25 protein-coding genes are annotated in these 26,026 nt (G+C 68.1%); 12 read left to right on the forward strand and 13 right to left on the reverse strand.

Annotation, left to right across the window (positions count from 1 at the left end):
• Nucleotides 1–41 precede the first annotated feature (41 nt).
• Nucleotides 42–692, reverse strand: a complete 651-nt coding sequence (locus ACH413_RS37865) for an L-threonylcarbamoyladenylate synthase (RefSeq protein ID WP_319977819.1) — start codon at nt 690–692, stop codon at nt 42–44.
• Between the two features lie 115 nt (nt 693–807).
• Here ACH413_RS37865 and ACH413_RS37870 point away from each other — a divergent pair, with 115 nt between their 5' ends.
• The 9 genes from ACH413_RS37870 (at nt 808) to ACH413_RS37910 (ending at nt 7,847) form a co-directional block, all read left to right on the forward strand.
• Nucleotides 808–2,076, forward strand: coding sequence for a hypothetical protein (locus ACH413_RS37870; RefSeq protein ID WP_360047856.1), 1,269 nt, complete (start codon nt 808–810; stop codon nt 2,074–2,076).
• A gap of 175 nt (nt 2,077–2,251) precedes the next feature.
• Nucleotides 2,252–2,683 (forward strand): hypothetical protein, encoded by a 432-nt coding sequence (locus ACH413_RS37875; RefSeq protein WP_396425504.1) that lies wholly within the window; start codon nt 2,252–2,254, stop codon nt 2,681–2,683.
• A complete protein-coding gene (locus ACH413_RS37880; RefSeq protein WP_360047860.1) occupies nt 2,683–3,216 on the forward strand; it encodes a DUF3558 family protein in 534 nt (177 codons plus the stop codon). Before ACH413_RS37875 ends, ACH413_RS37880 begins: the two co-directional genes overlap by 1 nt.
• A gap of 22 nt (nt 3,217–3,238) precedes the next feature.
• Nucleotides 3,239–4,516 carry a hypothetical protein gene (locus ACH413_RS37885; RefSeq protein WP_360047861.1) on the forward strand — a complete coding sequence of 426 codons (1,278 nt, stop codon included), beginning with the start codon at nt 3,239–3,241 and terminating at the stop codon, nt 4,514–4,516.
• The gene (locus ACH413_RS37890; protein WP_360047863.1) at nt 4,513–5,265 is read left to right on the forward strand and encodes an ESX secretion-associated protein EspG; all 753 of its coding nucleotides are present in this window, start codon (nt 4,513–4,515) and stop codon (nt 5,263–5,265) included. Before ACH413_RS37885 ends, ACH413_RS37890 begins: the two co-directional genes overlap by 4 nt.
• Nucleotides 5,262–5,741, forward strand: a complete 480-nt coding sequence (locus ACH413_RS37895) for a YbaB/EbfC family nucleoid-associated protein (protein WP_360047864.1) — start codon at nt 5,262–5,264, stop codon at nt 5,739–5,741. The genes ACH413_RS37890 and ACH413_RS37895 overlap by 4 nt, the downstream gene beginning before the upstream one ends.
• The gene (locus tag ACH413_RS37900; RefSeq protein ID WP_360047866.1) at nt 5,738–6,040 is read left to right on the forward strand and encodes a type VII secretion target; all 303 of its coding nucleotides are present in this window, start codon (nt 5,738–5,740) and stop codon (nt 6,038–6,040) included. Before ACH413_RS37895 ends, ACH413_RS37900 begins: the two co-directional genes overlap by 4 nt.
• Complete coding sequence (locus tag ACH413_RS37905; protein ID WP_360047867.1) at nt 6,037–7,257, forward strand: hypothetical protein; 1,221 nt, start codon at nt 6,037–6,039, stop codon at nt 7,255–7,257. The genes ACH413_RS37900 and ACH413_RS37905 overlap by 4 nt, the downstream gene beginning before the upstream one ends.
• Nucleotides 7,254–7,847 carry a hypothetical protein gene (locus tag ACH413_RS37910; RefSeq protein ID WP_360047869.1) on the forward strand — a complete coding sequence of 198 codons (594 nt, stop codon included), beginning with the start codon at nt 7,254–7,256 and terminating at the stop codon, nt 7,845–7,847. The genes ACH413_RS37905 and ACH413_RS37910 overlap by 4 nt, the downstream gene beginning before the upstream one ends.
• Before the next feature lie 108 nt (nt 7,848–7,955).
• Here the strand turns inward: ACH413_RS37910 and ACH413_RS37915 are convergent, their stop codons facing one another.
• A complete protein-coding gene (locus ACH413_RS37915) occupies nt 7,956–8,909 on the reverse strand; it encodes a TIR domain-containing protein (protein ID WP_360047870.1) in 954 nt (317 codons plus the stop codon).
• Between the two features lie 338 nt (nt 8,910–9,247).
• On the opposite strand from ACH413_RS37915, the gene ACH413_RS37920 reads away from it, so the two are divergent.
• Together ACH413_RS37920 and ACH413_RS37925 are read left to right on the forward strand one after the other, a co-directional pair.
• Complete coding sequence (locus ACH413_RS37920; RefSeq protein ID WP_360047872.1) at nt 9,248–10,801, forward strand: hypothetical protein; 1,554 nt, start codon at nt 9,248–9,250, stop codon at nt 10,799–10,801.
• Nucleotides 10,798–11,121 carry a hypothetical protein gene (locus ACH413_RS37925; RefSeq protein WP_319977827.1) on the forward strand — a complete coding sequence of 108 codons (324 nt, stop codon included), beginning with the start codon at nt 10,798–10,800 and terminating at the stop codon, nt 11,119–11,121. Before ACH413_RS37920 ends, ACH413_RS37925 begins: the two co-directional genes overlap by 4 nt.
• Before the next feature lie 5 nt (nt 11,122–11,126).
• On the opposite strand, the gene prmC is transcribed toward ACH413_RS37925, so the two are convergent.
• From prmC to rpmE, 5 genes are all read right to left on the reverse strand, one after another.
• Complete coding sequence (prmC, locus tag ACH413_RS37930) at nt 11,127–11,993, reverse strand: peptide chain release factor N(5)-glutamine methyltransferase (RefSeq protein ID WP_360047874.1); 867 nt, start codon at nt 11,991–11,993, stop codon at nt 11,127–11,129.
• Nucleotides 11,994–12,013: 20 nt separating this feature from the next.
• The gene (gene lpdA, locus ACH413_RS37935) at nt 12,014–13,399 is read right to left on the reverse strand and encodes a dihydrolipoyl dehydrogenase (protein ID WP_319977829.1); all 1,386 of its coding nucleotides are present in this window, start codon (nt 13,397–13,399) and stop codon (nt 12,014–12,016) included.
• Nucleotides 13,400–13,410: 11 nt separating this feature from the next.
• On the reverse strand, nt 13,411–14,619 hold the full coding sequence (locus ACH413_RS37940; RefSeq protein ID WP_360047876.1) for an acyl-CoA thioesterase/bile acid-CoA:amino acid N-acyltransferase family protein: 1,209 nt from the start codon (nt 14,617–14,619) through the stop codon (nt 13,411–13,413).
• 22 nt (nt 14,620–14,641) lie between these two features.
• Complete coding sequence (gene prfA, locus ACH413_RS37945) at nt 14,642–15,706, reverse strand: peptide chain release factor 1 (protein WP_360047878.1); 1,065 nt, start codon at nt 15,704–15,706, stop codon at nt 14,642–14,644.
• Nucleotides 15,707–15,791: 85 nt separating this feature from the next.
• The gene (rpmE, locus tag ACH413_RS37950) at nt 15,792–16,004 is read right to left on the reverse strand and encodes a 50S ribosomal protein L31 (protein WP_191301393.1); all 213 of its coding nucleotides are present in this window, start codon (nt 16,002–16,004) and stop codon (nt 15,792–15,794) included.
• Between the two features lie 243 nt (nt 16,005–16,247).
• On the opposite strand from rpmE, the gene ACH413_RS37955 reads away from it, so the two are divergent.
• Nucleotides 16,248–16,634 (forward strand): hypothetical protein, encoded by a 387-nt coding sequence (locus ACH413_RS37955; protein ID WP_360047880.1) that lies wholly within the window; start codon nt 16,248–16,250, stop codon nt 16,632–16,634.
• 669 nt (nt 16,635–17,303) lie between these two features.
• Here ACH413_RS37955 and rho read toward each other — a convergent pair.
• The 6 genes from rho to argS form a co-directional block, all read right to left on the reverse strand.
• Entirely contained in the window at nt 17,304–19,346 is a 2,043-nt protein-coding gene (gene rho, locus ACH413_RS37960; RefSeq protein WP_360044052.1) for a transcription termination factor Rho, read from the reverse strand.
• Nucleotides 19,347–19,667: 321 nt separating this feature from the next.
• Nucleotides 19,668–20,522, reverse strand: coding sequence for a homoserine kinase (gene thrB, locus ACH413_RS37965; RefSeq protein ID WP_360044049.1), 855 nt, complete (start codon nt 20,520–20,522; stop codon nt 19,668–19,670).
• Complete coding sequence (gene thrC / locus ACH413_RS37970; protein WP_396425512.1) at nt 20,519–21,565, reverse strand: threonine synthase; 1,047 nt, start codon at nt 21,563–21,565, stop codon at nt 20,519–20,521. The genes thrB and thrC overlap by 4 nt, the downstream gene beginning before the upstream one ends.
• Nucleotides 21,566–21,582: 17 nt before the next feature.
• Nucleotides 21,583–22,899, reverse strand: a complete 1,317-nt coding sequence (locus ACH413_RS37975) for a homoserine dehydrogenase (RefSeq protein ID WP_360044046.1) — start codon at nt 22,897–22,899, stop codon at nt 21,583–21,585.
• A 3-nt stretch (nt 22,900–22,902) separates the two neighbouring features.
• Entirely contained in the window at nt 22,903–24,321 is a 1,419-nt protein-coding gene (gene lysA / locus ACH413_RS37980) for a diaminopimelate decarboxylase (protein WP_360044043.1), read from the reverse strand.
• Nucleotides 24,322–25,959 (reverse strand): arginine--tRNA ligase, encoded by a 1,638-nt coding sequence (argS, locus tag ACH413_RS37985; protein ID WP_360044040.1) that lies wholly within the window; start codon nt 25,957–25,959, stop codon nt 24,322–24,324.
• Between the last annotated feature and the right edge of the window lie 67 nt (nt 25,960–26,026).

A 26,026-nucleotide genomic window follows, 5' to 3' on the forward strand; every position in this document is an offset into this window, starting at 1 on the left:
CGGTACTCGCGGCGACCATGATCAATTGTGGCAGCCGCTCGCTACCGCGCGACCTCGACCTCGATGCCGAGCACCTCGTTGACCTCTTCTTTGGTGACCGCGCCCTCGCGCAGGATCAGCGCGTCAGGCCCGGTGAGGTCGACGATGGTCGAGGCGACGTTCTCGCCACTAAGTCCACCATCGAGGTACACGGGCACGGCGTCGCCGAGCTGGTCCCGAGCCTCCTGCGCACTGGAAGCCGGGGCGTGCCCGGTCCTGTTCGCGCTGGACACGGCCATCGGACCGACGTCGCGCAACAACTCCAGGGCAACGGGGTGCAACGGCATGCGCAGCATCACCGTGCCGCGCGTCTGCCCCAGGTCCCACGCCAGACTGGGCGCGTGCGGCAGCACGATGCTCAACCCACCGGGCCAGAAGGCCTCGATGAGCGCACGCGCCTGCCTCGGCACGCTGAGAACCAGCCCGTCGATGGTGGTCCAGGACCCGACCAGCACGGGCACGGGCATGTCGGGCCCGCGCCCCTTGGCGTCGAGAAGACTCCGGACGGCTTCCGCGTCGAACGCGTCGCAGCCGATCCCGTAGACGGTGTCGGTGGGCAGGACGACAAGGCGCCCGCTCCGCACCGCGCCGGCGGCAGCGGCAAGACCCGCCGCGCGATTGCCCGGTTCGCTGCAGTCGTAGACCGTGCTCACCTCGGTGAGCCTAGTCAGCCGCCCCGACGGCGTGACGCAAGGCCCAGCTAACTGCCTGCGGGGCAGCGCCCGGAGGAGCTAGTTTTGAGCGGTTTGCTCAGATCTGGGGGAGATCATGGACCAGCAGCACGCAGAGCCACCGAACCCGTGGGCGCCCGTGGGCGCACCACCACCTACGCCGCCAAAGCCGCGCACGATCCTGATCGTCGGAATCTCGATCGGCCTGGCGGCACTGCTCGTCGCGACGGCCGGCGTGTTCGGCATCAAGTACCTCACCAGCCGGCACCCGCAACCGGCACAGGCGCAACAGGTGGAGGAGATCACGCTGAAACAGGCGCCCGGCGAAGGCCAGCCGCTGAAGTTCGGCGGCACCGCCCTGTACGACGCCTGCTCCGTGATCACGATCGACCAGCTGGCAGGACTCGGAGTCTCGCTCGACCCGAAGAACAGCATCACCCACGAACACCTCGACGGCGACGTACCACCCGATGCCGCGGTCGCCCAGAACTCCGCGGACTCCGCCAGCTACTGCGCCTACGTGCTGTCGAACGGGAACACGCTCAGCGTGAGCGTGCGCCAGACGCCGTTCAACACCGCGGCAGACCTCGCCTTCCGGCAGGCCGGCGGAACACGACGACCTGGCACCCCGCGCTCCGAGGACGGCCTGTCGCTGATCCAGTGGAACGACGCCGAATCCACGACGCACCACATCGACGTGTGGAAGCCCGATCTGCTGATCAACATTTACATCGACACGTACCACCCCGGGCCGTACGGCACGATGGACGCCCAGACGCTCGCGACCGCACTCGAACCACTGGTGAAGTCCGCGATCTCCAAAGGCCCCACCGCCCCGATGCGCCACGTCTACTCAGGACTGCTCGGCAAGGTGAAGAACCCGTGCGAGGCCATGAGCAGGACGGCGTTCCGGAAGTCCTTCCCGGCGCACTCAGGTGAGGCGGCGATGACGGAGGCCATGTTCTACCCGGCCGCGCCGAGCCGAGGCCCTGACTGGGAGGGCCAGATCTCCTGCGAGCGCCACAACATCGTGCCGGACGGGAACCTCAACGAGGCCGAGTACCGCGAGTTGCACGTCTCGCTGTCCGTCCGGGAGAACGAGCAGATCGCGACCGAGCACAACACCCTGCTGTGCGGCCTGACGTCCAGGCCCGACATCGCCGAGGTGGTCACCGTGACCCCGTCCGTCGGCACCGGCCGAAGCTGCATGCTGAGGATCGGGTCCGACTGGACGCTCCAGTTCCAGGTCGGTCACGTCGGCGTCAGCATCAGGGGCCCCCTCGCCGAGAAACCCACGCAGGACGAGCGCCGCGAGTTGCTCGTGCCCGCGGCACAGGCGATCGCGGAGGCCGGGCTGGTCCACTGAAGCCGTGCCTGCGTTCTCACTTAGCGCGTTCAAAACCCTGCTGACCAGCGTGAAGTTTTAACCCAAACAGGTTGAGTAGTTCAACTCATCCCCCAAACGGCCGCACAACTGTAAGGTCATGGGTCGACCACAGAGCGCAACGGGGGAGGGTCGAGGTTCTGTGTCTGGGGAAGCAGTGACAAGCGGCAAGGCAGGCAGTTTCGCCGACAGGGCCGCTGGGGGCACTTGGGACGGCATCTTCGGCAGCGGGCTGAGCGCGATCATGGACGCGGGCAAGGCTGTGGCCGTCGCAGTGGAGACCCAGCAGCTGTCCGTCGACCCGCACCTGGTCGACGCGATGATCAAGAAGCTCACCGAGATGCAGGACGAACTCGCAAAGATCCTTCAGAAGCGAGGACAGCTCAGCGTCCAGATGAAACTCGGCGGCGGATACGCCGAGCACATCGCCGCATCCAACACAGACTTCGGCACGGCGGCGATCAAGCAGATCGAGGACGTCGCTCGCGCCATCGAGTCGCTGAAGACGCAGATCGAGAAGAGCCGTGCCTCCTACCAGAACGTCGACCAGGCCGGTTCCGACTCTCTAACGAAACTCGACGGGAAGTAATGAAGCGCATCCTCATCGCCACGCTGATCGGGCTCGCCGGACTCACTTCCGGTTGCACTGGCACGACGGGTCAGGCCACGCCAGCCCCGACTACGGGTGCTGACACTCCGACGAGCAGCAGCGCCTCATCCGGCCTGCAGTCGCTCAAGCCGTGCGAACTTTTCACCGATTCTGAGGCAGCCGATTTCGGGTTCAAGCTACCTGGCGAGGCTGGAAAGATCGGCTCTGCCGACACCTGCGACTGGACGATCCCCGGCAACGGTGGCATCAACGCGGGGATCTACGCCAACAAGGGCGTGAAGGACCTGAACATTCAGGGCGACAAGGTCTACGACATCAAGGTGGGCAAGTTCACCGCGACCAAGGCGGAGGCCCAGGACGGGTCCAAGGACACCTGCGCCATCGCCGTCGGCGCCAGCGAAACATCGTCCGTTGTAATCATCTCAGTCGTCAAAGTTGCGTCTGGCGACACCGCGGCTGCGTGCGCGCGTGCATCGAAGGCCGCCGACCTGATCGCACCGAAGCTGCCGTAACGACGCCCGAGGGGGGATTCTCATGGCGCCCATCAAAGCCGCTGTTCCGACACCGAACGACAACTATCCAGGCCAGCAGCACGAACACATGAAGGGCCTGGTCACCCAGAACTACGCCCCTGAAACCGCGACAGCGGCAGCTGATGTGTGGAGAACGTTCGGCGGGACGTTCAAGGAACTGGCGACCGACTTCAACATCCTGATCAACGGCTCGCAGAGCGCGTGGACAGGTCGTGCCGCCGAAGGGGTCCGGGCGGCGCTGGGCAAGATCGGTACGTTCGCGGATCAGACCGGTGAAGGCTTCACCCGCACGGCCGGCGCCATCGAACAACAGCGGGAAGCGGCGGTCCAGGCCAACAAGAGCATGCCCGCTCCCGTCGAGTTCAACCCGTTGAAGATCGCGGGCAAGTGGGCGTTGGCAGGCGGTCCCATGAATCCGGTCGCCATGGTGGGCGCACCCGTCGAAATGATCTCGACGCACAACGAGCAGCAGGGTGCGAAGGAAGAAGCCGTGCGGGTCATGCAGACGCGTGACAACACGATGATGTCGGCGGCGATGTCCATGCCCGCCATGGAATCCACCCCGCAGGTCACGCAGGACCAGGGCGTCACGCAGACGAGCAGCACCAACAGCTCGCACAGCCTGAGCAACGTCAACGCCAATCAGCAGTTCAGCAACAGCAGCAACAACACGGGCATGCCCTCCACGCCTCCGGGTTCCAGCAACGGCACCACCAACACCGCGTGGGCCGCGCCTCAGGTCAAGGACCCGTCGCTGCAGCCGGGGAACAACAACCAGAACAACCCCGGCGGCCAGAACCGGCCCCCGTTCACCCCGCCCGGCATGCTGCCTCCCGGTGTGCGACCGCCCGGCGGAGGCACGCAGGGCAGGCCTCCGGGCGGCGGTCCCGGTATGGGACGCGGTGGACCCGGCGCTGGTGGTCCAGGCTCCGGACGTGGTGGGTCTGGCGGTGGCGCAGGTGGCGGTCGTGGCACCGGCCCCGGCGGCATGGCCGGCGTCGGCGGCTCCGGCCGGGGCATGGGCAGTTTCGGTCCCGCGACGCCCGGTGGCAGCGCCGGAGTCGCGGGCGGTCCCGGCGGTGGCGTGGGTGCCGGTGCTGCGGGTGCCGGTGCGGCCGGTCGTGGTGGCGCTGCCGGTGGCATGGGTGCCGGGGGTGGCGCCGGTGCGGGCAAGGGCGGTGGCGAGGAGGACAAGGAGCACAAGTCCAACTACCTCGTGCCCACCGACGACTTCTTCGACGACGAACGCATGGTCGCGCCGCCGGTGATCGGCGGATGAGGCAGATCGCGCAGCTCTCCCTGCCCGCGTTCGAGGTTCTCTGGGAGGACCTGCGGGCGGGGAGCGTTCCCTATCCCTTCGACGTCAGTCAGCACGGCGAGACGCACGACGAACGCGCGCGCATCAAGTCCGCCGTGCACGCCGACCTCGAACGCCGCAAGCTGGCGCGGCGCGGTCGGCCCGAGCCGGATCTTGAGGACGCGCTGAACCTGTTGGCGCGCCCCGAACTCCGCGTGATCGCCCTCTGCATCCCTGACATGAACCAGCAGAAGCTGGTTCGCGCGAGCGTGGTGGCGCGCGGTGGGTACGCGGTGCTGGTGACGCAGGAGGACACCACCGTCACGCTGAACCTGGTGCAGCCCAACGAGATCGCCACGAGCCTCGCGAACGCCATGCCGCCGGGGCGCCCCGGTCCCGGCAAGCCGGTGACGGTGCCGGCCCAGGCGTTCGAGGCCCAGCCCCAGCAACAGGAGGGCTTCCGGCAGGCGGTGCGGACGACGGAGAACGACGACGTCCGCCTCGCCAAGCAGATGCTGACGGGCCCGGCCATCGGCAACGGTCACTTCCTCGTGCAGATGGGACAGGGCCGCACCAAGCGCGACTTCCCGCCGGTCACGTGGGTGGACACCAAGGCGGGCCGCTACGCCAACGTGCCCGCCCGCACCGGCTGGTTCACGATCGGCCCCGCCGACAACATGGGTCTGGCACGGCACCTCGGGCAGGTCCTGGCGATGACGAGCGAACGATGAACCCGGAACAGATGATCGCGGACCTGGAGTCCAGGGCTCAGCAGCTCCAGCAACGCTCCCAGCAGATGCAGGACCAGATCCAGCAGGCCAGCAGCACCGTCGCCTCCCCCAACGAGGCGGTGACCGTTCAGGTCGCACCGAACGGCGCGTTGCAGCACATCGAGTTCTCGCCCGCCGCGATGCGCCTGACGCACGTGCAGCTGAGCCAGCTCGTGATGCAGACCGTGCAGAAGGCCCAGATCCAGTCCGCCGAACAGGTGGCGTCCATTGTGGAGCCCGAGTTCGGCGGCACCGAGGCGATGGACTTCCTGCGCAGCTTCATCCCGCAGCCGGAGGAAGAGGAAGCGCCGCCACCGCCCGAGGACGGCCAGGTGATGCGCGAGGTCTCGTGGAACGACCCGGCCCAGAAGCCGGCGCCACGGCCACAACGTCCGGCGGATGACGACGAGGACGGCTTCGGGAGCGTGCTCCGGTGACGGGCTTCGGAGTCGACCCGACGGAACTGCTCAAGTTCGCGAAGGGCCAGCGGACGCGAGAGGACGCGCTGGACGCCGCCGCCAACAAAGCGGCTGCCGTCGACCTCGGTGGCGACACGTTCGGCCAGTTGCTGTCCTTCTTCGCCGCGAACGCCCAGGAGTGGGCGCAGGGCACGACCGCGGCGATCAAGGAGCTGGCCACCGCAGCCGGCAAAGCCTCCGAAGACACCGTTGCCACAGCGGAGACTTACGCCTCGCACGAGGACGCCAACCGCGACCGGTTCGGAGGCCCACGATGAGCTGGACCGGCTTCGGCGATGGAGCCCTGCATCCCGACAACTACGCGGGCGCGGGTCCTGTCGAGTCGTTGGCTCAGACCATCGACTCGGCGATGCGCCTCGGAGAAGGAGACGTTGCCGAGTTCGGCATGAACGCGGCCGCGCTAGGCCTCGACGTGCTGGGCGCCGTCATGGATCCGGTGGGCGCGCTCGCCACCGCCGGCATCGGCTGGCTGATCGAACACCTCAGCTTCCTGCGCGAACCGCTCGACTGGCTGGCCGGCAACGGCGACAAGATCAAGGCCGCTGTCATCACGTGGAACCAGGTCGCTGCCGATCTCCACGACATCGGCGAGCAGCAGGACAAGGCCGTCAAGAGCGAGCTTGCGTGCTGGGAGCAGGGCACTTCGGCCGAGAGGTTCCGGCAGAGCCAGGGCGAACTGGCCGCCGAGATCGCGATGGTGTCGAAGATGAGCACCTACGTCGCGTCCGAGGTTGCCACCGCGGGCACCATCACGGCGGCGATCCGCGGCATGATCCGCGATCTCATCGCGCTGTTCATCTGGGAAGTGATCCGCAACGCGGTCATCGCGCTCGCGTCCTCGGTGGTGTCGCTGGGCAGCTCGATCGCGGCGTTCTCGGCGTGGGCCGTCGGGCGCGGGGCGGTGGTGCTCGGCAAGATCACGCAGCAGCTGGCCAAACTGGTGAAGATCGTCATGCGGATCATGAGCCGGGTGAAGGGGCTCTTCGGACAACTGGGCAACGCTCTGAAGCGCCTCGGCAGGTTCGGCAAGGGTGGCGGCACGAGCGCACCACGGACCCCCTCGACTCGGGGTGACGGTCTCGCGGACGCGGGCAAGCACCTGGAGGACTGGGGCAACACCCGTCCGTCGCTCAGCGACGCCGGCGACAAGCTCAAGCAGGCTGGTCGCGAGTTCAAGGACGGCTACACGGACGCGGGCAACGTCTGGAAGAACAAGTACGAAGAACCCTGGAGCAACAGGGAGAACGTCAAGAGGGTGTCCGAACACGCCCAAGACGCGGTCGGGGCCTACACGCCCTACAAACCGCGCACGCGTCCGGACGGCACGGTCACGCCGCACTCGATGCCCAACATCGAGGACGGAGGCTGGGTCGCGAAAGCGACGGCCGACCATCTCCGCGAGTGGGCGAAGTACGACGAATTGGAGAATCAGGGCCGCACGTTCCCGAGGCAGCAAGGGTCGTTGGACGAGTGAGCGGCACCAGACCCGAGCTCCGGCCGAAGGAGCTCGTCCGCATCAGCCTGCTCGCCTCGGGGATCATCGCGGGCGCCTTCCTGTTCATGGCGGTCGGCAAGGCCTTCATCGTCGTGGCGCTCGCGACGCTCGCCTGCTTGATCTTCTACGTCCTCGCGGTCGGGGGCTACCGGCCCAAGCCGTCGAGGTGGGCCGGTCTTCCCGCGATGGTGATCGGCATCGTCACCCTCTTCCCCTCGAACATCGGCAGCCATTCGTTGTGGCTCACCGCGTTCGGAGAGACCTTGCACTGCGAGGTCATCAGCGTCCAGGAGCACCTGGGCCGGCGCGGCCCCACGACCTACAGCAACGAACTGCGGTGCGGTGATCGGCAGGTGCACTACACCCCGACGTCGTCACACTCGGCTAAGGACCCCGGCGCCGAGATGGACATCGTCGTCGACAGGACGGGGTTCGTGCCCAACCTCGAGCCTGACAAGGTGGGCCTGGGGCACAGCCTCATGCTCCTGCTGGCCGTGCTCATGAACGGCGTGTTCGTCTTCCTCGTCGCCTGGCTCCCGGTGCGCGAACCCGCGCCCACAGACCGGTAGGCGTACACGCGGTCACGCGCGAGGCGGCGGATCCTCATAGCGCGTGACCGCGTGCCCTCCCCGCGGAGAACATACGACCGTTTGCCACCAACGGGCCCAAACGACGGGTTATTGGCCAGGATTTGGCCACTCCGTCCAGGACTCCACGACTCGCAGGCCGCTGCGCAGGGCGGTGAGGCCCTCGCGGAACACCACCATCGTGCGGCGAATCGGTACGTCGGACGCCTCCAGGCGGTGTGTTGACGCCAGGAGGGCTTCCACGCCCGGCACCAGGTCGTCCAGTACCGCGAAGCGCGCGGACGAAGGAACGTCGGCCGAGCGCAGGGCTCGGTCCGTTTCGAAGGCCTGGCGTTCGAACGTGCGGCCGGCGTCTCGCAGGCGCACGGCGGCGGATGCCAGTGCTGGCCAGTCGACGCCCAGCAGGGCCTGGAAGTCCGCCATCACCTTGCCGCAGGCGTGGATCACGGTCTGGACGTCGCCGGAGAACTGGGCCAGCACCGCGGGAACGTCGACCTCCGGCGGAGCGAACCCGGTGAGCAGCGTGCGTTCGGCGGCCTCCACGTTGTCCACGAGTTCTGACGCCAGCGCGAGCATCGTGCGGCGCCACGCGGGGGACGACGGGCCTTCGATCCAGGCCTCGCGGACGCTGCGGTGCTGGCGTTCGACCACCAGTTGCACGGCCAGGTCCGGGTTGTGTTCGGTCAGGTGGTCGGCGCCGAGCAGGACCACGGGGAGCAGGAGGCCGCGCACGCCGTCCACGAAAGCCTGGTTGTAGAAGAGGAACAGCTCCTCGCGGCAGTACGGGCGGTCGAAGTAGCGGCGGGTCAGCACCGGGATCAGCACGGTGGTGCCGCGCACGGCGGAACGCAGGGTCGGCTGGACGAGGTCTCCCCAGCCGATGGCCTCGCGGTCGAGGAAGATCTCCAGCGAGCGGCCTCGGTCCGCGTAGGCGTAGTGGCGCAGCGCTGTGGCGAATGGACCGACGAAGTCCATCACCACGTCGTCCTGGCGCGCGTAGCTCAGGAAGCAACGGATCGGCGGCGCGTCCGAGAAGCGCGTCATTTGCCCTCGTTCGGCGCATTGACAATGTGCAATTCGGCCACCTCTATCCCATTCCGATCAGGAACGACTATTGTGCCAGCAACGGTACGAATTGCGTGTTGTTCGTTGTCTCACCATGTCCCTGACCAGCACAAACACAGAGTGCTCGATTTCAATGACAGAAAGTGGACAGGACAATGTCAACTCCCGCGGCAACGACGGGAAACGATTCTCCGAAGTTACGCGACGACACAACCCGCTTCCTCTGCGGAGCCGCTCACCGCGACGAGGAGTTCGCGGACTCGGCCATTCGCGAGTACCTCGTCGAGGCCACTCGGTCGATTCCGCGGTCGCCAGGAGTGAACTCCGGCGCGGTGTTGCGGGAGGCGGTGGCGGCGCGCACGCGGCGCAAGGTGCGCGACGGTCTGCTGCTGGCTCTGGCGGTCGTGGTGCTGTTCGCCGCGGACGGGACGCTGCTCGTGGGGTGGCTGGTGGTCGCCTCGATCATCGCAGTCGGGACCGGGGCGCGTTTGACGCTCACACGTCCGAAGAAGCCCGCGCCGCACACGCGCGGGCCGGCCGTGCTCGGCTCGATCGCCTGCGCGATCGCGCTCTTCTTCGTGCTGTACAAGTTCATGGCAGAGCTCGCCGCCGACAGCGAGTACTGCAGGCCCAGGTACGAGGTGTGCGAGCAGGAGAGCAGCGACGGCGTGCTCGCGACCTTGATCATCGCGATCGTGCTGATCTTCGCGCTGCTGCTGAGCGATCGGGTGGTGACCTGGCTGCTGGTCACGAAGAGCTTCCGGCGCGCCGGTTTCCGCACCAGCCGGGGCGAGGAGGACCTGTGGCGAAACGAGTGGAAGTTCCGGGAGCTTGGGCACTCGAACTACGCCGAAGCGCTCGCGCTCCATCCGACCGAGGACGACGCCGAACCTGACGACGCGGACCACGCGCAGGTGATCGTCTACCACGGCTACCGCCCGTTCGTCGGCTCCGGCACGATGTTCGAACCCTGGTCCATGGCGCTGCCTCTCCGGCTCGCCAAGGAGAAGACCGACGCGCCATTGCCCGGATTCGCCCTCGTGGAGCTGTACGACCGCATCACGAGCGAACTGGTCAAGACGGGACGTTCGCCGTCGCTCTCACCGGGACATCGGTTGCGCGGCTTGAAGACCGGTGACCGCGTCGTCATCTCCTCGGTCGAGCTGATCGACCACATCGACGACGCCGAAGCGCGAATAGTGTTGCCCAACAAGGATCATTCGCCGGAGTCGGCGGTCGGCAGGTCCGTTGTGGACGATCTGATCGCCAGGCCGATGGAGTGGATGCGCTACTTCCGCTCGTTCCAGGTCGAGACGTGGGACCGCGACGTCGTCGTCTCCGCGTACCTGACGTTCGGACTCGACGAGGAAATGCTCTACGTCGAGTGGACTCCCTGCATCCTGCACCCGATCCACGCCCACCACCGGCAGATCGACGTGCTGCCGGAGCAGTCGATGCGCCCGTTCCTCGAAGCGGTCGTGGACCTGCTGAAGTTCCCGGCGTCGCTGCCGAAGCGGTTCGCCACGGCCGTCGGCTGGATGAACCCGATCCACCAGGCGGAAGGCACGTTCGTCGCGGAACGCTACGGCGCCAGCAACAGCCTGCGCGAGCTCGCGAGCAGGAGCCAGGTCGACAACTACTTCCAGCTCACCGACGTCGAGCGCTACATCAAGGTGCTGGAGTCACGGCTGCTGCGCACGCTGGGCGAGTTCCTGGAGAGCAAGGGGATCTCGGTCACCGAGTTCATGGAACAGGCCATGCAGGTGACGAGCAACAACGTGCACATCACGGGCCCGGTGATCTCCAGCAACATCGCCACGGCCGGCAAGGCACGCACGGGCAACGCGAGCACGACCAGGGGTAAGTCATGAACGAGCGGAACTTCGAGATCCAGGGGCCGGTGATCGGCAGCAACATCGGCACCAGTGGACGCGCCAGAACCGGGGACGTCCACATCGGACACATCAAGGACGTCAGCGCCGTGCTGCGGCTGCTCGACGAACTGCGCGAGGACCTGACCGAGACGCAGGCCCCCACGTCCACGATCGAGACGGTGGACGATCTTCGCGCCGAAGCCCGCAAACCCAAGCCCAGCAAGGACGTCGCGGACCACCTGATGGACAAGCTGGCGGACCGCGGCCTCGGCGAGCAGATGAAGGACCTGTCGAAAGCGTTCGACGCGCTCTTCTAGAAGATCTAACCGACTTTGCGGGCGGTCGCGAACCGGGGCCGCCCCGCCAGGTCGGCGTGCTCGGTCACGTCCGCGAGCACCCGGCGCGCGGCCAGCAGCGCCGGCACGGACTCCCCCTGCGTGTCGTCGTGCTCGATGCCGACGGACCCGCCGGGCTTGAGCCAGCGCGCCGCGGCCCGCACGACGTGCCGGATCACGTCCAGCCCGTCCGCACCGGAGAACACCGCGTGGTGCGGGTCGTGCTCACCGACCTCGGGCTGCACGGGCGTTCCCTCTGGCACGTAAGGCGGATTGCACACCACGAGATCCACCAGACCGTCCAGATCGGACAGCAGCGACGGGTCGGTGGCGTCCCCCGAATGCAGCCGGATCGGCGTGTCCCCGGCGGCCACCCGCGCGTTCGCGTTCCGCCGCGTCCATGAGATCGCCTGCGGATCGATCTCCACCGCGTGCACCACGGCGTCCGGGCGTGCGGCCGCGATGGACAACGCCAGCGCGCCCGTTCCCGTGCACAGGTCCACGACGACCGGCGACGAAACGCCGGCCAGCGCCTTCAGGCCCCACTCCATCAGCAGCTCGGTCTCGGGCCGCGGCACGAACACCCCCGGCCCGACCTCGACGGTGATGGTGCCCATCGGCGACCAGCCGAGGATGTGCTGCAGCGGAATGCGCGAGGCACGAACGAGAACGAGCTTGTGCAGCTGGTCGATCACCGACGGATCGACCAGCGGGATGAGCGGCAACCGCCCGCGCTCGACCCCGAGCACGTGCGCGGCCAGGTACTCCGCGTCGACGCGCGGACTGTCCACACCCGCCTCGGCGAGGATCTTGGCCGCCTCGGAGACGGCGAGGCGGAGCGGTTGCCGGTTCATCATCAGATGCGAAAACTACCTCAGAAGTTGATCATGTGCCCGGCCAGGCCGTGCACCGCTTCCTTGACGGCCTCCGACAGCGTCGGGTGCGCGTGGACGTTGCGCGCGACCTCGTTGACGGTGAGGTCCCACTGCTGCGCCAGCGTGAGCTCGGGCAGCAGCTCGGTCGCCTCGGGGCCGATGATGTGGCCGCCGAGCAGCTCGCCGTGCTTGCCGTCGCTGATCAGCTTCACGAACCCGGCGAAGTCGCCGAGGCCGTGCGCCTTGCCGTTCGCGGTGAACGGGAACTTCGCGACCTGGACGTCGAAGCCCTTCTCGCGGGCCTGCGCCTCGGTGTAGCCGAAGGAGGCGATCTGCGGCTGGCAGAACGTCGCCCGCGGGATCATCACGAAGTCGAGCTCCATGGTCTCGGCGCCCGCGATGGTCTCCGCGGCGATGATGCCCATGGACTCGGCGGCGTGCGCGAGCATCAGCTTCGCGGTGACGTCGCCGATCGCGAAGATGTGCGGCACGGACGTGCGGCCGCGGCCGTCGATGTCGATCGCGCCGCGCTCGGTCAGCTTCACGCCGGTGTTCTCCAGGCCGTAGCCCTCGACACGCGGCACGAAACCGATGGCCTGCATGACCTTGTCGGCCTCGAGGACCTCCTGCGCGCCGTCCTTCGACACCGTGACGCGCACCTTCTCGCCCGACTCGTCGATCGACTCGACCCGCGTGCCGACGCGCACGTCGACGCCCAGCTTCTTGTAGCGCTTGAGCAGCTCGGCGGAGATCTCGGCGTCCTCGAGCGGCACCATCCGGTCGAGGAACTCGACGATGGTGACCTTCACGCCGTAGTTGTGCATGACGTAGGCGAACTCGACGCCGATCGCGCCGGCGCCCGCGATGATGATCGAGTCGGGCAGCTGCTCGGTCATGATCTGCTCTTCGTAGGTCACGACGCGGTCGGACTTCTGCGTGTTCGGCAGCATCCGGGTCGTGGCGCCCACGGCGATGATCGCGTGGCCGAACGTGATCGTCTCGTCCCCGACGGTCAGCGAGTGGTCGTCGGTGAAGTTGGCCCACCCGTTGTACTCGGTGATGCCGTTCTTCTTCATGAGGAAGTGCACGCCCTTGACGCGCCCGTCCGCGACCTTGCGGCTGCGCTGCCACGCCTGGCCGTAGTCGAAGCTCACGGTGCCGTCGACCTTGATGCCGAACGTCTTCTGCTCGTGCGTGAAGATGTGCGCGAGCTCAGCGTTGCGCAGCAGGGCCTTCGAAGGGATGCAGCCGACGTTCAGGCAGACGCCGCCCCAGTACTTCTCCTCGACGATCGCGGTCTTCAGCCCGAGCTGAGCCGCACGGATCGCGGCGACGTACCCGCCGGGACCCGCACCCACGACCACGACATCAAAGTGTGCGCTCATAAGCACACAACCTAGCTCCCGAGCTGCTCCCGCAAGAACTCAACCGTCCGTTTCCAGGCGTTCGCCTGAGCATGTGCGGTGGCGCGCGGAACACCACCACCCGAGAAGGTGACACCGGGCCCCGGATAGGTCACGTCGGTGGCCGGCCGGTGCGGCGGGCCCGCGATCAGGTGTCCTGCCTCGGGATACACGACGTGCTCGTACGGGAACGGGTGCTCGTGGTCCTTGAGCCGCCGCATCGCGACCTCGCTCAGGTCGGCCGACGGCCACCCGTCGTCCTGTCCGGACGAGATGAGCAACACACCCCCGACGATCCGTTCGACGGGGATCTCGGTGTCCTCGGGGATGCCGTCCTCGGTGCTGAACGCGAGCCGCAACGGCACCGGTTCGTCGTTGACGATCCGCGCCCGCAGCTCGTCGCCGATGTCGTAGGGCAGGTACGGCAGCGGCTCGCCCTTCCACGTCCACGACGCCGCCTCGTACGAGAGCTTCTGCAGCAGGTTGGCGCCCGGCCCGATGCACTGCGTCACCACGCCGCTGCCGACGATGCTCACAACCGCGCTGACCTGCGAGAACGTCGACCCGATGAGCAACGCCAGCTCGCCGCCGCGCGAGCCGCCGACGACACCGATCTCGCCCGCGCGTTCGGAGAGGTAGTCGATGGCCTTGCCGAAGTACTCGAGCGGGATGTCGACGAGGTTCTCGGGCAGGCCCTTCATGCCGAAGTAGCCGAGGGCGAACGTGACGAACCCGTGCGCGGCCAGCAGCGCCGCGTCAGTCTCGTGGATGCCGCCTTCTGACCCGCTGAGCACGATGACGCCCGGCAGCTCGCCTCCGTCGTCCTCAGGGGCGAACAGCGTGCCGACCAGCCCGTTCTCCCGGACCTCCAGCCGTTCGACGCCCTCGGGCACCGCGAGCCGTTCGAGAACGCGGTCTCCCACGCCTTCGACGGACAGCACGGTGGGGCCGGCCTTGCCGCCGGTGCGTTCCAACGACCAGAACAACCCCATCGGGTCAACGCCGCGATAGCTGCCATCGAGCGGTGCGTGCCGCGTCAGATCGACGACACCACGGTCATCGGCCTCGAACACGGCATGAGAGGCGCGATCACCCGTGGAGAGCTGCACGGTGGCCGTCTGACCGGCCTTCAGCCCCACCACGAGCACGTCGACCGGTTGGTCGAGAGGCGCTGTCTGTGGATCTACCAGGATCTCGGCCACAACGCGCCCCTCCCACGTCGGATTACCCGCCTGCGAGCCGTTCTGCCCGGTCAGCGGCGGCGAGTGCGTCCACCACCGCGTCCAGGTCTCCGTCGAGCACCTGGTCCAGGTTATGCGCTTTGTACCCAACCCGGTGATCGGAGATGCGTGATTCGGGGAAGTTGTAGGTCCTCACCCGTTCACTGCGGTCAACGGTGCGGATCTGGGTGCGCCGCGCGTCCGACTGCTCCTGCGCCTTCTGCTCCTCGGCGAGGGCCACTAGCCGGCTCTGCAGCACCTGCATGGCGCGAGCCTTGTTCTGCAACTGGCTGCGCTCGTTCTGGCACGACGTGACGATGCCGGTGGGCAGGTGCGTGATGCGCACGGCGGAGTCGGTGGTGTTGACCGACTGACCACCCTTGCCGGACGACCGGTAGACGTCGATCCGCAGGTCCTTCTCGTCGATCTCGACCGCGGCGGTCTCCTCGGTCTCCGGGAACACGAGAACGCCGGCCGCGGAGGTGTGGATGCGCCCCTGCGACTCGGTGACGGGCACGCGCTGCACGCGGTGCACGCCGCCCTCCCACTTCAGCCGGCTCCACACGCCGTCCGGCACCGCGGTCTTGGTCTTGATGGAGACGGTGACGTCCTTGAACCCGCCGAGGTCGGAGTCGGTGCCGTCGAGCATCTCGACCTTCCACCCGTGCCGCTCCGCATACCGCGTATACATACGCAGTAGGTCCCCAGCGAACAGCGCGGACTCCTCGCCCCCTTCACCGGACTTGATCTCCAGCAACACGTCGTCGCCGTCGTGCGGGTCACGCGGCAGCAGCAGTTCGTTGAGCTTCTCCTCCAGCTTGGGAAGCTGCCCCTCGATCTGCTCGACCTCCTCCTGGAACGACCGGTCCTCGGCGGCGAGCTCCTTGGCCGCCTCCAGGTCGTTCTTGACCTGCTCGATCTGCCGCGCCGTCTGCACGATCGGCCCGAGCGCGGCGTACCGCTTGCCGAGCTTGCGCGCTCCCGCCTGGTCAGCGTGCACGGAGGGATCGGCGAGCTTCTTCTCCAACTCGTCGTACTCGGCGAGCAAGCTGTCCAGCGACTGCGACACGTCTCCTGCTTTCGTTGGGTTTCCGTGGAAACGGCGACGGCGCCCGCCCCGGCCAGAAGGCCGAGGTCAGGCGCCGTGAAAGCAGCTACTTGCTGCGCTTGCCGTAACGCGCCTCGAAGCGCGCCACGCGACCGCCGGTGTCCAGGATGCGCTGCTTGCCCGTGTAGAACGGGTGGCAGTTGGAGCACATCTCGACGCGAACCTCGGACGCCGAGGTCGTGCTGCGCGTGGTGAACGCGTTGCCGCAGCTGCAGGTCACTTCGGTGACCGTGTACTCGGGGTGGATGCCAGTCTTCAAGATCTTGTCCCTTTCAAGGATGGCCGCCGGGTCCCTGTTGGTGAACGGGTGAACCGGAGCCGGACTCGACCATTTAGTTTGCCAGACCGTTCAACACGTGCAAAAACGCGGTTGTTCCCGAAGCTCCCCCGTGGCTTAAGTCACAGCCGCTTAACCTCCGTGATACGCCGTTCGGCGCAAGGTGTGGCCGTTCGGCCAAATACAACTCCGTGTTGTTGGCGGGTCTCCATCAGACTGTGTGCCGTGTTCTGCACCTCAGAGCGGCCGATGAACCAGCACATGTGGCTGGCAGTGCCGTTCCTGTTCTCCGCCGCCGTGTTCGGCCTGATGGGGTCGGCAGGGCTGGTCACGGCATCCTGGACCACGGTGCCGCTGTCACCGGTCGTGTCAGGAGCCGGCGTGGCAGTGGCCGCGGCGGTGTCCGGCGGGGTGCGCTGGAAGCGAACCTGGCAACGCACGTGGCTGCGGTGGCCGTACCTGGCAGCAGTACTGGTGCTGGGCGTCGTGGAGGGCGCGGTGGAGGTACCCGCGATGGCCGCGACGGTGGTGGGCCTGCCGGTACTGCTGGGCCTGGCGTTCCAGGCGCTGGTGCAGAACGACGAGAGCCGCCAGACCACAAAGTGCCGCTGAGGCCGCTGAGGCTGCCACCGAGGGGCGCTGACCAGCACAAACACAGGCTGACGCAGGGGTCCCCTTGAAAGTTGGATCCCCCGCGACCCAACCTACAGACGGGGTCTGACACTCCAGCGATGCCGAAGGCGAGCAGTCAGAGCACGCGGTCACGGCAGCGTCTGACCGTCCGCGATGCCGAAGGCGAGCCGTCTTTACCGTGCGGGAAGGGTGGGGTGGCTTCGTCACGAGTCGTGCCATAGCTCTTGCTGCACCAGGTCAGGGGTGTCAACTCGACACGCTTTTCGTCGAGTTGACACCCCTGACCTGGTGTGGCCCGCTCTTGGTACGGCTCGTGACGAAGCCACCCCACCAACGCGCCCATCTACGCAACGCAACTCCGCCCAAAGCAACAGGCGTGCCATCAACCTGCGCATGGCGTGGACCCCGGCTTTTGATCAGATTGGCGGGGTCTGGGGCGGAGCCCCAGGAATCAGCCGCCACAGAACGCCCGCAAGGTGACCCACCTACGGACAACAAACCACCGCCCGCCAACGCAACCGGGGGACGCCCCACCCCAACCCGCGCGCACCCCACCCCTCGGCATTCGAGTGAACCCCAACAAAAAGACCCCCGGTGACCAGCACCGGGGGCCTTTTCACGTGAAACTCACACGCCAACCAACAACACTCAGTCCTGCTCAGACCCAGGCGTCGTCTTCGCAACCTGCATCAAGAACTCGATGTTGGTACGAGACTTCCGCAGCCGATCCAACAGCAGATCGATCGCCTGCTGCCCGTCCAACGCATGCAGCACCCGACGCAGCTTGTGCGTGACAGCCATCTCGTCAGGCGACAGCAGCAGCTCTTCCTTACGAGTACCGGAAGAGTCGACGTCGACAGCCGGGAACGTCCGCTTGTCCGCGATCTTCCGGTCGAGCTTGAGCTCGGCGTTACCCGTGCCCTTGAACTCTTCGAAGATCACCGAGTCACCGGCAGAACCGGTCTCGACCAGCGCCGTGGCGATGACGGTCAACGACCCGCCACCCTCGATGTTGCGAGCAGCACCGAGGAAGCGCTTGGGCGGGTATAGGGCAGTCGAGTCGACACCACCGGACAGGATGCGGCCGGAAGCCGGCGCCGCCAGGTTGTACGCACGCCCGAGACGCGTGATCGAGTCCAAAAGCACGACCACGTCGTGGCCCATCTCGACCAGGCGCTTCGCCCGCTCGATCGCGAGCTCGGAGATGGTCGTGTGGTCCGACGGCGGGCGGTCGAAGGTCGAGGCGATGACCTCGCCCTTCACCGAGCGCTGCATGTCGGTGACCTCTTCGGGACGCTCGTCCACCAGGACGACCATGAGGTGGCACTCGGGGTTGTTCGTCGTGATCGCGTTCGCGATCGACTGCAGCACCGAGGTCTTGCCGGCCTTCGGAGGCGACACGACGAGGGCGCGCTGGCCCTTGCCGATCGGCATCACCAGGTCGATGACGCGGGTGGTGAGGATGTGCGGCTCGGTCTCCAGGCGCAGACGCTCGTTCGGGTAGAGCGGCGTCAGCTTGGTGAAGTCCGGGCGGTTGCGCGCCTCTTCCGGGTCCAGGCCGTTGATCTTGTCGACGCGGACCAGCGGGTTGAACTTCTGGCGCTGCTGCTCGCCGTCGCGCGGCTGGCGGACGGCGCCGGTGAGGGCGTCGCCGCGGCGCAGGCCGTACTTGCGGACGAGCGAGAGCGAGACGTAGACGTCGTTCGAGCCGGCGAGGTAGCCCGACGTGCGGACGAACGCGTAGTTCTCCAGCACGTCCAGGATGCCCGCGACCGGGAGCAGGACGTCGTCGTCGCGCACCTCGGTCTCGCGGTCGACACGACCGCCGCCACCCTGCTCCTCGCCACGGCCACCACGACGGCGGCGGTCGCGGAAGCGGCCACGGCGGCCACCGTCGTCGTCACCGTCGGGCTGGCCGCCACCCTGGCGGTCACCTCCGCGGTCACCACGGTCGTTGCGCTCGCCACGGTCGCGGTTGCGGTCACGGCCGCCGCGCTCGTTGCGGTCACCGCGGTCGGAACGCTCAGAGCGCTCGCCACGGTCGGAACGCTCGGAACGCTCGCCACGGTCCTGACGCTCGCCACGCTCAGCGCGGTCGCCGCGGTCGGAACGCTCAGCGCGGTCCTGACGCTCGGGGCGCTCCGCACGCTCGGGACGGTCGCCCCGCTCAGGACGCTCGGAACGCTGCTCCTGCTGCGGCTGGCTCTCGCCCTCGGCGTTGCCACCGCCACGGCCGGAACGGCGGCGACGGTTTCCACGGCGCCCCCCGTCCTCGGACGAGCGAGCGTCGTCGGAGGCACCGGAGTCGGCGACGGCCGGCTTCTCGGCTACCTCGAGCTGCTGCTGAACAGGCTTTTCGACGACCTTTTCGGCCGCCTTCACGGGCTTCTCGGCAGGAGCCTCGGCCTTCGCGGCGACCTTCTCGGCCTTCGCGGGCTTCTCAGCCTTGGCGGGCGCACCGGAGCCTTGCTTCTCCTTGATGGCCGCGATCAGGTCGCCCTTGCGCAGGCCTGCGGTTCCGGTGATGCCCATTTGGCCGGCGAGCTCGCGCAGTTCAGCGAGCACCATGCCGGACAGACCCGCGCGGCGGCGCGGCGTCGTGCCGTTCGATGGGGTGGACAGAGCGTTCTCCTCGGCTCCAGAACCAGCGGCAGCTGCGACTTCGCTGCTCAGCAAATCGGTGTTGGTCACACATGTCCTTCCTGACCAGGCCCCGCCTCCTACGCGGCCCAGCGGACCCGCCTTCCCACTCTCAGCGGGGAACGGCGGTCAAGTCCGATGAAGACGGAAGCACGACGGCTTCCCTCAAGCACGGGACTTTTCTCAGATCACACGGCGATCGGGTGCCTCTTTTGCGTTCGCCCCGCCCGCACGGCACAGAGCCGGAACGCAAAAGGATTGCGACTCGGAACGAGTGTCCGAGCGCGACACCGGCGCCCGTGCGCGCGGTGACTGATCGCCCCCGAGAGTAGACGCCGGTCCCCCACCATGCAACAACCGGGGTCGGGCGTGTCAGTCCAATGGACGAACGCGCACGCCGGCGGCGTCGACGTCGAGTCTCCGCACGTCGAAGCCGTGCACGTCGACCTCGGGAGGAAGATCACCGAAGGCGATCACGGTGGGTCCCGCTCCGCTCACGCAGGCGGGAACTCCGAGCTTGCGAAGATCGTTGATCACCCGAACGGTGTCCGGCCATGCGGGCTCGCGGTAGTTCTGGTGGAGTCGATCCTCAGTAGCCGCAAGGAGAACCGTCGGATCCGACGTCAGCGCGTGCACTGCCAGGGCAGCGCGCCCGGCGGCGTGCGCGGCGTCCGCGTGCGGCACTTCGGCCGGAAGCAGGCCGCGAGTGGTCTTGGTGGACGACTCCTGCGACGGGATGAGGACGAACGGGCGCACGCGTGCGTCGGCATCCATCCTCACGGCGCGGTAGCGCTCTCCCTCAGACCACGCAACGACAATGCCGCCGAAAAGAGAAGCAGCCGCGTTGTCCGCGTGCCCCTCGAACTCGGCGGCGATTTGCAACGCGTCCGTGTCCAACTCGCGACCCAGCAGGGTGAATCCGGCTACGACACCCGCCACGATCGCGGCCGCCGACGAGCCCAGTCCCCGTGCGTGCGGAATGGTGTTGCGGCACCTCAGCGCCAGTCCACCGGTGTAGCCGGTGGCGCGGACGGCCCGCACGACGAGATGGGTCTCGTCGAGCGGGACGTCGCCTGAACCGGCACCGTCGACCGTGATCGAGAGGCCGTCGACGCCCTCGCCGCCGGCCACCTCCACGTCGTCGTACATGCCGAGCGCCATGCCCAGCGCGTCGAACCCCGAACCGAGGTTCGCGGTCGACGCGGGGACGGAGACGAGGAACTTCACGCCAGCTCCAGCGCGTGCGCGACGGCGCCGGGGTCGACCGGGACCGGCTCGACCTCGGTGGTGCCGAGCAACGCCGTGTCGGGGTCCTTCAGACCGTGGCCGGTGACCGTGCACACCACCGTGGACCCGCGCGGCAGCCTGCCGTCCTCGGCGGTCATCAGCAGACCGGCGATGGACGCCGCCGACGCGGGCTCGACGAAGATGCCCTCGGACGACGCCAGCAGGCGGTACGCGGCCAGGATCTGCTCGTCGGTGACGGCGTCGATCAGGCCACCGGAGGAGTCGCGGGCGTTGATCGCACCCGTCCACGACGCCGGCGAACCGATCCGGATCGCGGTCGCGATGGTCTCCGGGTTCGGCACCGGCTCACCGGACACGAGCGGAGCCGCACCGGCCGCCTGGAACCCGAACATCTTCGGGAGGCCCTGGTCGTAGGACGTGTAGCCCTTCCAGTACGCGGTGATGTTGCCCGCGTTGCCGACCGGCAGGCAGTGCACGTCCGGCGCCTGCCCGAGCACGTCGCAGACCTCCCACGCGGCGGTCTGCTGGCCGACGAGCCGCACCGGGTTGACCGAGTTCACCAGCGTCACCGGGTACTCGGCGGCGGTCTTGGACGCGAGCTCCAGGCAGTCGTCGAAGTTGCCGTCGATCTGCAGGATCTTCGCGCCGTGCATGACGGCCTGAGCGAGCTTGCCCATCGCGATCTTGCCGCTGGGCACGAGCACGGCCGCCGTCAGGCCCGCCTTGGCCGCGTAGGCGGCGGCGGAGGCGGACGTGTTGCCGGTGGAGGCGCAGATGACCGCCTTCAGGCCGGAGGCGAGCGCGTACGTCATCGCCACGGTCATGCCGCGGTCCTTGAACGAGCCGGTCGGGTTCGCACCCTCGACCTTGACCCAGACGTCCGAACCGGTGAGCGAGGAAAGGCGCCGCGCCTGCACCAGCGGCGTGCCGCCCTCGTGCAGCGTCACGACCTCGGCGCCCTCGGGGATCTCGATGCGGTCCCGGTAGGCGTTGATGAGACCGGGCCAGCCGGCTCTCGCCATGCGCATTCCTTCTGGGCTCACTCTTCGCCCTCCACCCTCATGACGCTGACGACGTCCCGCACCACGGGGAGGCCACCGATTTTGTCCACAGTGGACCGCAGCGCGGCGTCGGTCGCCGCGTGCGTGACGATCACGAGACTGGCGTCCTCGATGCGGCCTTCCTGGCGCACCGCGGCGATGCTCACGTCGTGCTCGGCGAACACCGCGGCGACCTGGGAGAGGACACCGGGCTTGTCGGCCACGTCGAGGCTGATGTGGTAGCGGGTCGGCGTGTTCCCCATGGGCTGCGCGGAAAGCGCGGCGTAGGCCGACTCGCGCGGACCGTGTCCGCTCGCGACCATGTTGCGCGCCACGGCGACCAGGTCGCCGACGACCGCGCTCGCCGTGGGGGCGCCACCGGCACCCTGCCCGTAGAACATCATCTCCCCCGCCGCGTCTGCCTCGACGAACACCGCGTTGAACGCGCCGTTGACCGAGGCCAGCGGATGCGTCCTGGGGATCATGGCCGGGTGCACTCGAACGGCGACTGATTCCTGACCGGACGGACTGGTGACGCGCTCGCAGATCGCGAGCAGCTTCACCGTGCGGCCGAGGCCCTTGGCGGCCGCGATGTCCGCCGCCGACACCGCGCGGATGCCCTCGCGGTAGACGTCCGACGCCGTCACGCGCGTGTGGAACGCAAGGGACGCAAGGATCGCGGCCTTCGACGCGGCGTCGAACCCGTCGACGTCGGCGGTCGGGTCGGCCTCGGCGTAACCGAGCCGCGAGGCCTCCTCGAGCGTCTCGTGGTAGCCCGCGCCGGTGGCGTCCATCGCGGACAGGATGAAGTTCGTCGTGCCGTTCACGATGCCCATGACGCGCGTGATCCGGTCTCCCGCAAGGGATTCCCGCAACGGGCGCAGCAACGGGATCGCGCCGGCGACGGCGGCCTCGAAGTAGAGGTCCGCGCCGGACGCATCGGCCGCCTCGAACAGGTCCGGGCCGTGCTCGGCCAGCAGCGCCTTGTTCGCCGTGACGACGGACTTGCCGTTGCGCAGCGCCTCCAGCAGAAGGCCGCGCGTCGGGTCGATGCCGCCGATGACCTCGACGATGACGTCCACGTCGTCCGACTTCACCAGCGCCGCGGCGTCCGTGGTGAGCAGGTGCTCCGGCACCTCGCGGTGCTTGTTCGGCCTGCGCACGGCGATGCCCGCGAGCTCAACCGGCGCGCCGATGCGCTGGGTGAGGTCCTCGGCCTGGTCCGTCAGCAGCCGGACTACCTCCGTGCCCACCGTGCCGCACCCGAGCAACGCGACACGAATAGGTTTCACGGGGCCCGCCTCTTTGACTGACACTGCCTACACCTCCAGCCGGAACAGGTCGTCCTCGGTCTCGCGACGCAGCAGCAGCCGCGCCTCTCCGTCGGTCACCGCGGCGAGCGCGGGCCGTGGAAGTCGGTTGTACCCGCTCGCCATCGAGTAGCAGTAGGCCCCTGTGGCCGCGATCGCAACCAAGTCTCCCGGCGCGAGGTCATCGGGCAGCCAGCAGTCGCGCACCACGATGTCACCGGACTCGCAGTGCTTGCCGACGACACGGCACAGCACGGCCCTCGACTCGGGCTCGGCGGCACGCGAAACGAGCTTGCAGTCGTAGACCGCGTCGTACAGAGCAGTGCGGATGTTGTCGCTCATGCCGCCGTCGACGCTGACGTACCGGCGGCGCGCGCCACCGTCCAGCTCGATGTCCTTGATCGTCCCGACCTCGTACACGGTGACCGTGCCGGGGCCGACGATCGCGCGGCCGGGCTCGACCGCGATTCGAGGCATCTCCAAGCCGTTGTGCTCGCACTCCTTCTGCACGATGTTGTGCAGCTGCCGCGCGAGCTCCGCGGGCGGGGGCGGGTCGTCGTCCGGCGTGTAGGCGATGCCGAGACCGCCGCCGAGGTCGACGACGTTCAACGACGGGACGTCGCCGTGCTCCTTGCGGATCTCCGCGAACAGGCCGATCACGCGGCGCGCGGCGACCTCGAAGCCGGACGCGTCGAAGATCTGCGAGCCGATGTGGCTGTGCAGGCCGACGAGCTTGAGGCCGCTCGCCTTGAGCACGCGGCGCACCGCCTCGGCCGCGTCGCCGGAGGACAGCGAGAAGCCGAACTTCTGGTCCTCGTGCGCGGTCGCGATGAACTCGTGCGTGTGCGCCTCGACGCCGACCGTCACGCGGATCAGCACCGGCTGCACCACACCGCGGTCGCGCGCGATCTGGTCGAGGCGCGCGATCTCGTGGTACGAGTCGAGCACGATCCCGCCGACGCCGGCCTCCACCGCCGCGACGAGCTCGGGAACGCTCTTGTTGTTGCCGTGCAACGCGATGCGCTCGGCCGGGAAGTTCGCGCGCAGAGCGATGGCGAGCTCGCCGCCGCTGCAGACGTCGATCGAGAGGCCCTCTTCCGCCACCCACTTCGCGATCTGCACGCTCAGGAACGCCTTCGAGGCGTAGTGCACGAGCGTCGGGTCGCCGAACGCCTCGGCGTGCTCGCGGCAACGCGCGCGGAAGTCCTGTTCGTCCATGACGAACAACGGGGTGCCGTACTGCTCCGCGAGCCCGCGCACGTCCACGCCCGCCAGCTCCACGACGCCGGAAGCGTTGCGGGAGGCGTTGCGCGGCCACACGGTCGGGTGCAGGTAGTCGAGCTGGTCGGCGGTCGAGGGGCGGTCTCCGGCGGTGTTGCCGGGTGCCATGACGTCGGCGTGCCGAGGTCCAGCGGGATGTGCTCGCATTTACATTCGCTCCGGTGCGGTGACGCCGAGCAGGCCGAGGCCCGCTCCGAAAACATGCCTGGTGGCGGCGCAGAGCGTGAGCCTCGCCTGGTGCAACGGAGTGGTCTCCTCGTCGCCCTGGGGAAGCACGCGCACGCCGTTCCTACGGTCGTAGAAGCGGTGGAAGGACCCGGCGAGTTCTTCGAGGTACCTCGCCACCCGGTGGGGTTCGCGCAGCTCGGCCGCGGTCGCCACCACCCTGGGGAACTCACCGATGGTGCGGATCAGGTCGCCCTCGCGCTCGTGCACCAGCAGCGAGAGATCGTCCCCCTGCGTGACGCCGAGATCGGCGGCGTGGCGCAGCACCCCCGAGATGCGGGCGTGCGCGTACTGCACGTAGTAGACCGGGTTCTCGCTGTCGTGCTTCTGCAACAGGTCGAGGTCGATGTCGAGGCTGGAGTCGACGCTCGACCGGATCATGGCGTAGCGGGCCGCGTCCACGCCGACCGCGCCGACCAGGTCCTCCATCGTGATGACGGTGCCGGCGCGTTTGCTCATCCGGACGGGCTGGCCGTCGCTGACGAGGTTCACCATCTGGCCGATCAGCACCTCGACGCTGTCCGGGTCGTCGCCCAGGGCGGCCGCCGCGGCCTTGAGGCGCGCGATGTAGCCGTGGTGGTCCGCGCCGAGCATGTAGATGCACAGGTCGAAGCCGCGGCCGCGCTTGTCGACGAGGTACGCGATGTCGCCCGCGATGTACGCCGGGTCGCCGTCGCTCTTGATGACGACTCGGTCCTTGTCGTCACCGAAGTCCGTGGACCGCAGCCACCAGGCGCCGTCCTTCTCGTACAGCGAGCCGTTCGCCTTCAGCTTCGCGATCGCCTGGTCCACGCGGCCGCTCTGGTGCAGCGAGTCCTCGTGGAAGTAGACGTCGAAGTCGGTGCGGAAGTCGTGCAGGCTGCTCTTGATCTCCTCGAACATGAGCCCGACGCCGACCGCGCGCACCGTCTCGGGGTCGCTCAGCGCACCCGGTTCGCGGCGCAGGACCTCGGCGGCGATGTCGCTGACGTACGTGCCCGCGTAGCCGTCCTCGGGGGCCGGCTCGCCCTTCGCGGCGGCGATCAGCGACCGGACGAACCTGTCGATCTGCGCGCCGGCGTCGTTGAAGTAGTACTCGCGGACGACCTCGGCGCCACGGGCCCGCAGGACCTCGCCGAGCGCGCTGCCGACGGCCGCCCAGCGCGCGCCACCGAGGTGGATGGGGCCGGTGGGGTTCGCGGAGACGAACTCCAGGTTGATCCGCTTGCCGGCGAGCTCGGTGCCGGTGCCGTACCAGGACTCCAGCGCCGCACGAACGATCGCTCCCTGGGCCTCGGTGGCGATCGTGAGGTTCAGGAAGCCGGGACCGGCGACGTCGGCCTTCGCGATGGCGGGCTGGGCCAGCAGGGCCTCGGCGAGCCACGTCGCGAACTCGCGCGGCGGGACGCCGACCTTCTTGGCGAGTTGCAGCGCGATGTTCGTGGCGTAGTCGCCGTGCTCGGGGTTCCTGGGTCGCTCGACCGTCACCTGCTCCGGGAGAGCGGAGGCGTCCAGACGCCGGTCGGCCAGCAACTGGGCAACCGTGGTCCGGACCAGATCGGCGAGCGCTTCAGGGGTCACGCTGGAACAGTTTAGAGAAGCGTTGTCGCAGGTCTCGACCGGGTTACCGGGTCTCGGAGGGTGAGAC

Origin of the sequence: Lentzea sp. NPDC020367 (assembly GCF_044387305.1) — a bacterium.
In the GTDB taxonomy this organism is placed as follows: domain Bacteria; phylum Actinomycetota; class Actinomycetes; order Mycobacteriales; family Pseudonocardiaceae; genus Lentzea.

Coding starts and splice junctions, on each gene's coding strand:
- lysA (WP_360044043.1), bottom strand. CDS start 24,321: ATGCGAGCACATCCCGCTGGACCTCGGCACGCCGACGTCATGGCACCC.
- ACH413_RS37885 (WP_360047861.1), top strand. CDS start 3,239: ATGGCGCCCATCAAAGCCGCTGTTCCGACACCGAACGACAACTATCCA.
- ACH413_RS37915 (WP_360047870.1), bottom strand. CDS start 8,909: ATGACGCGCTTCTCGGACGCGCCGCCGATCCGTTGCTTCCTGAGCTAC.
- prmC (WP_360047874.1), bottom strand. CDS start 11,993: ATGAACCGGCAACCGCTCCGCCTCGCCGTCTCCGAGGCGGCCAAGATC.
- ACH413_RS37905 (WP_360047867.1), top strand. CDS start 6,037: ATGAGCTGGACCGGCTTCGGCGATGGAGCCCTGCATCCCGACAACTAC.
- ACH413_RS37895 (WP_360047864.1), top strand. CDS start 5,262: ATGAACCCGGAACAGATGATCGCGGACCTGGAGTCCAGGGCTCAGCAG.
- ACH413_RS37870 (WP_360047856.1), top strand. CDS start 808: ATGGACCAGCAGCACGCAGAGCCACCGAACCCGTGGGCGCCCGTGGGC.
- lpdA (WP_319977829.1), bottom strand. CDS start 13,399: ATGAGCGCACACTTTGATGTCGTGGTCGTGGGTGCGGGTCCCGGCGGG.
- ACH413_RS37880 (WP_360047860.1), top strand. CDS start 2,683: ATGAAGCGCATCCTCATCGCCACGCTGATCGGGCTCGCCGGACTCACT.
- ACH413_RS37890 (WP_360047863.1), top strand. CDS start 4,513: ATGAGGCAGATCGCGCAGCTCTCCCTGCCCGCGTTCGAGGTTCTCTGG.
- thrC (WP_396425512.1), bottom strand. CDS start 21,565: ATGGCGAGAGCCGGCTGGCCCGGTCTCATCAACGCCTACCGGGACCGC.
- ACH413_RS37925 (WP_319977827.1), top strand. CDS start 10,798: ATGAACGAGCGGAACTTCGAGATCCAGGGGCCGGTGATCGGCAGCAAC.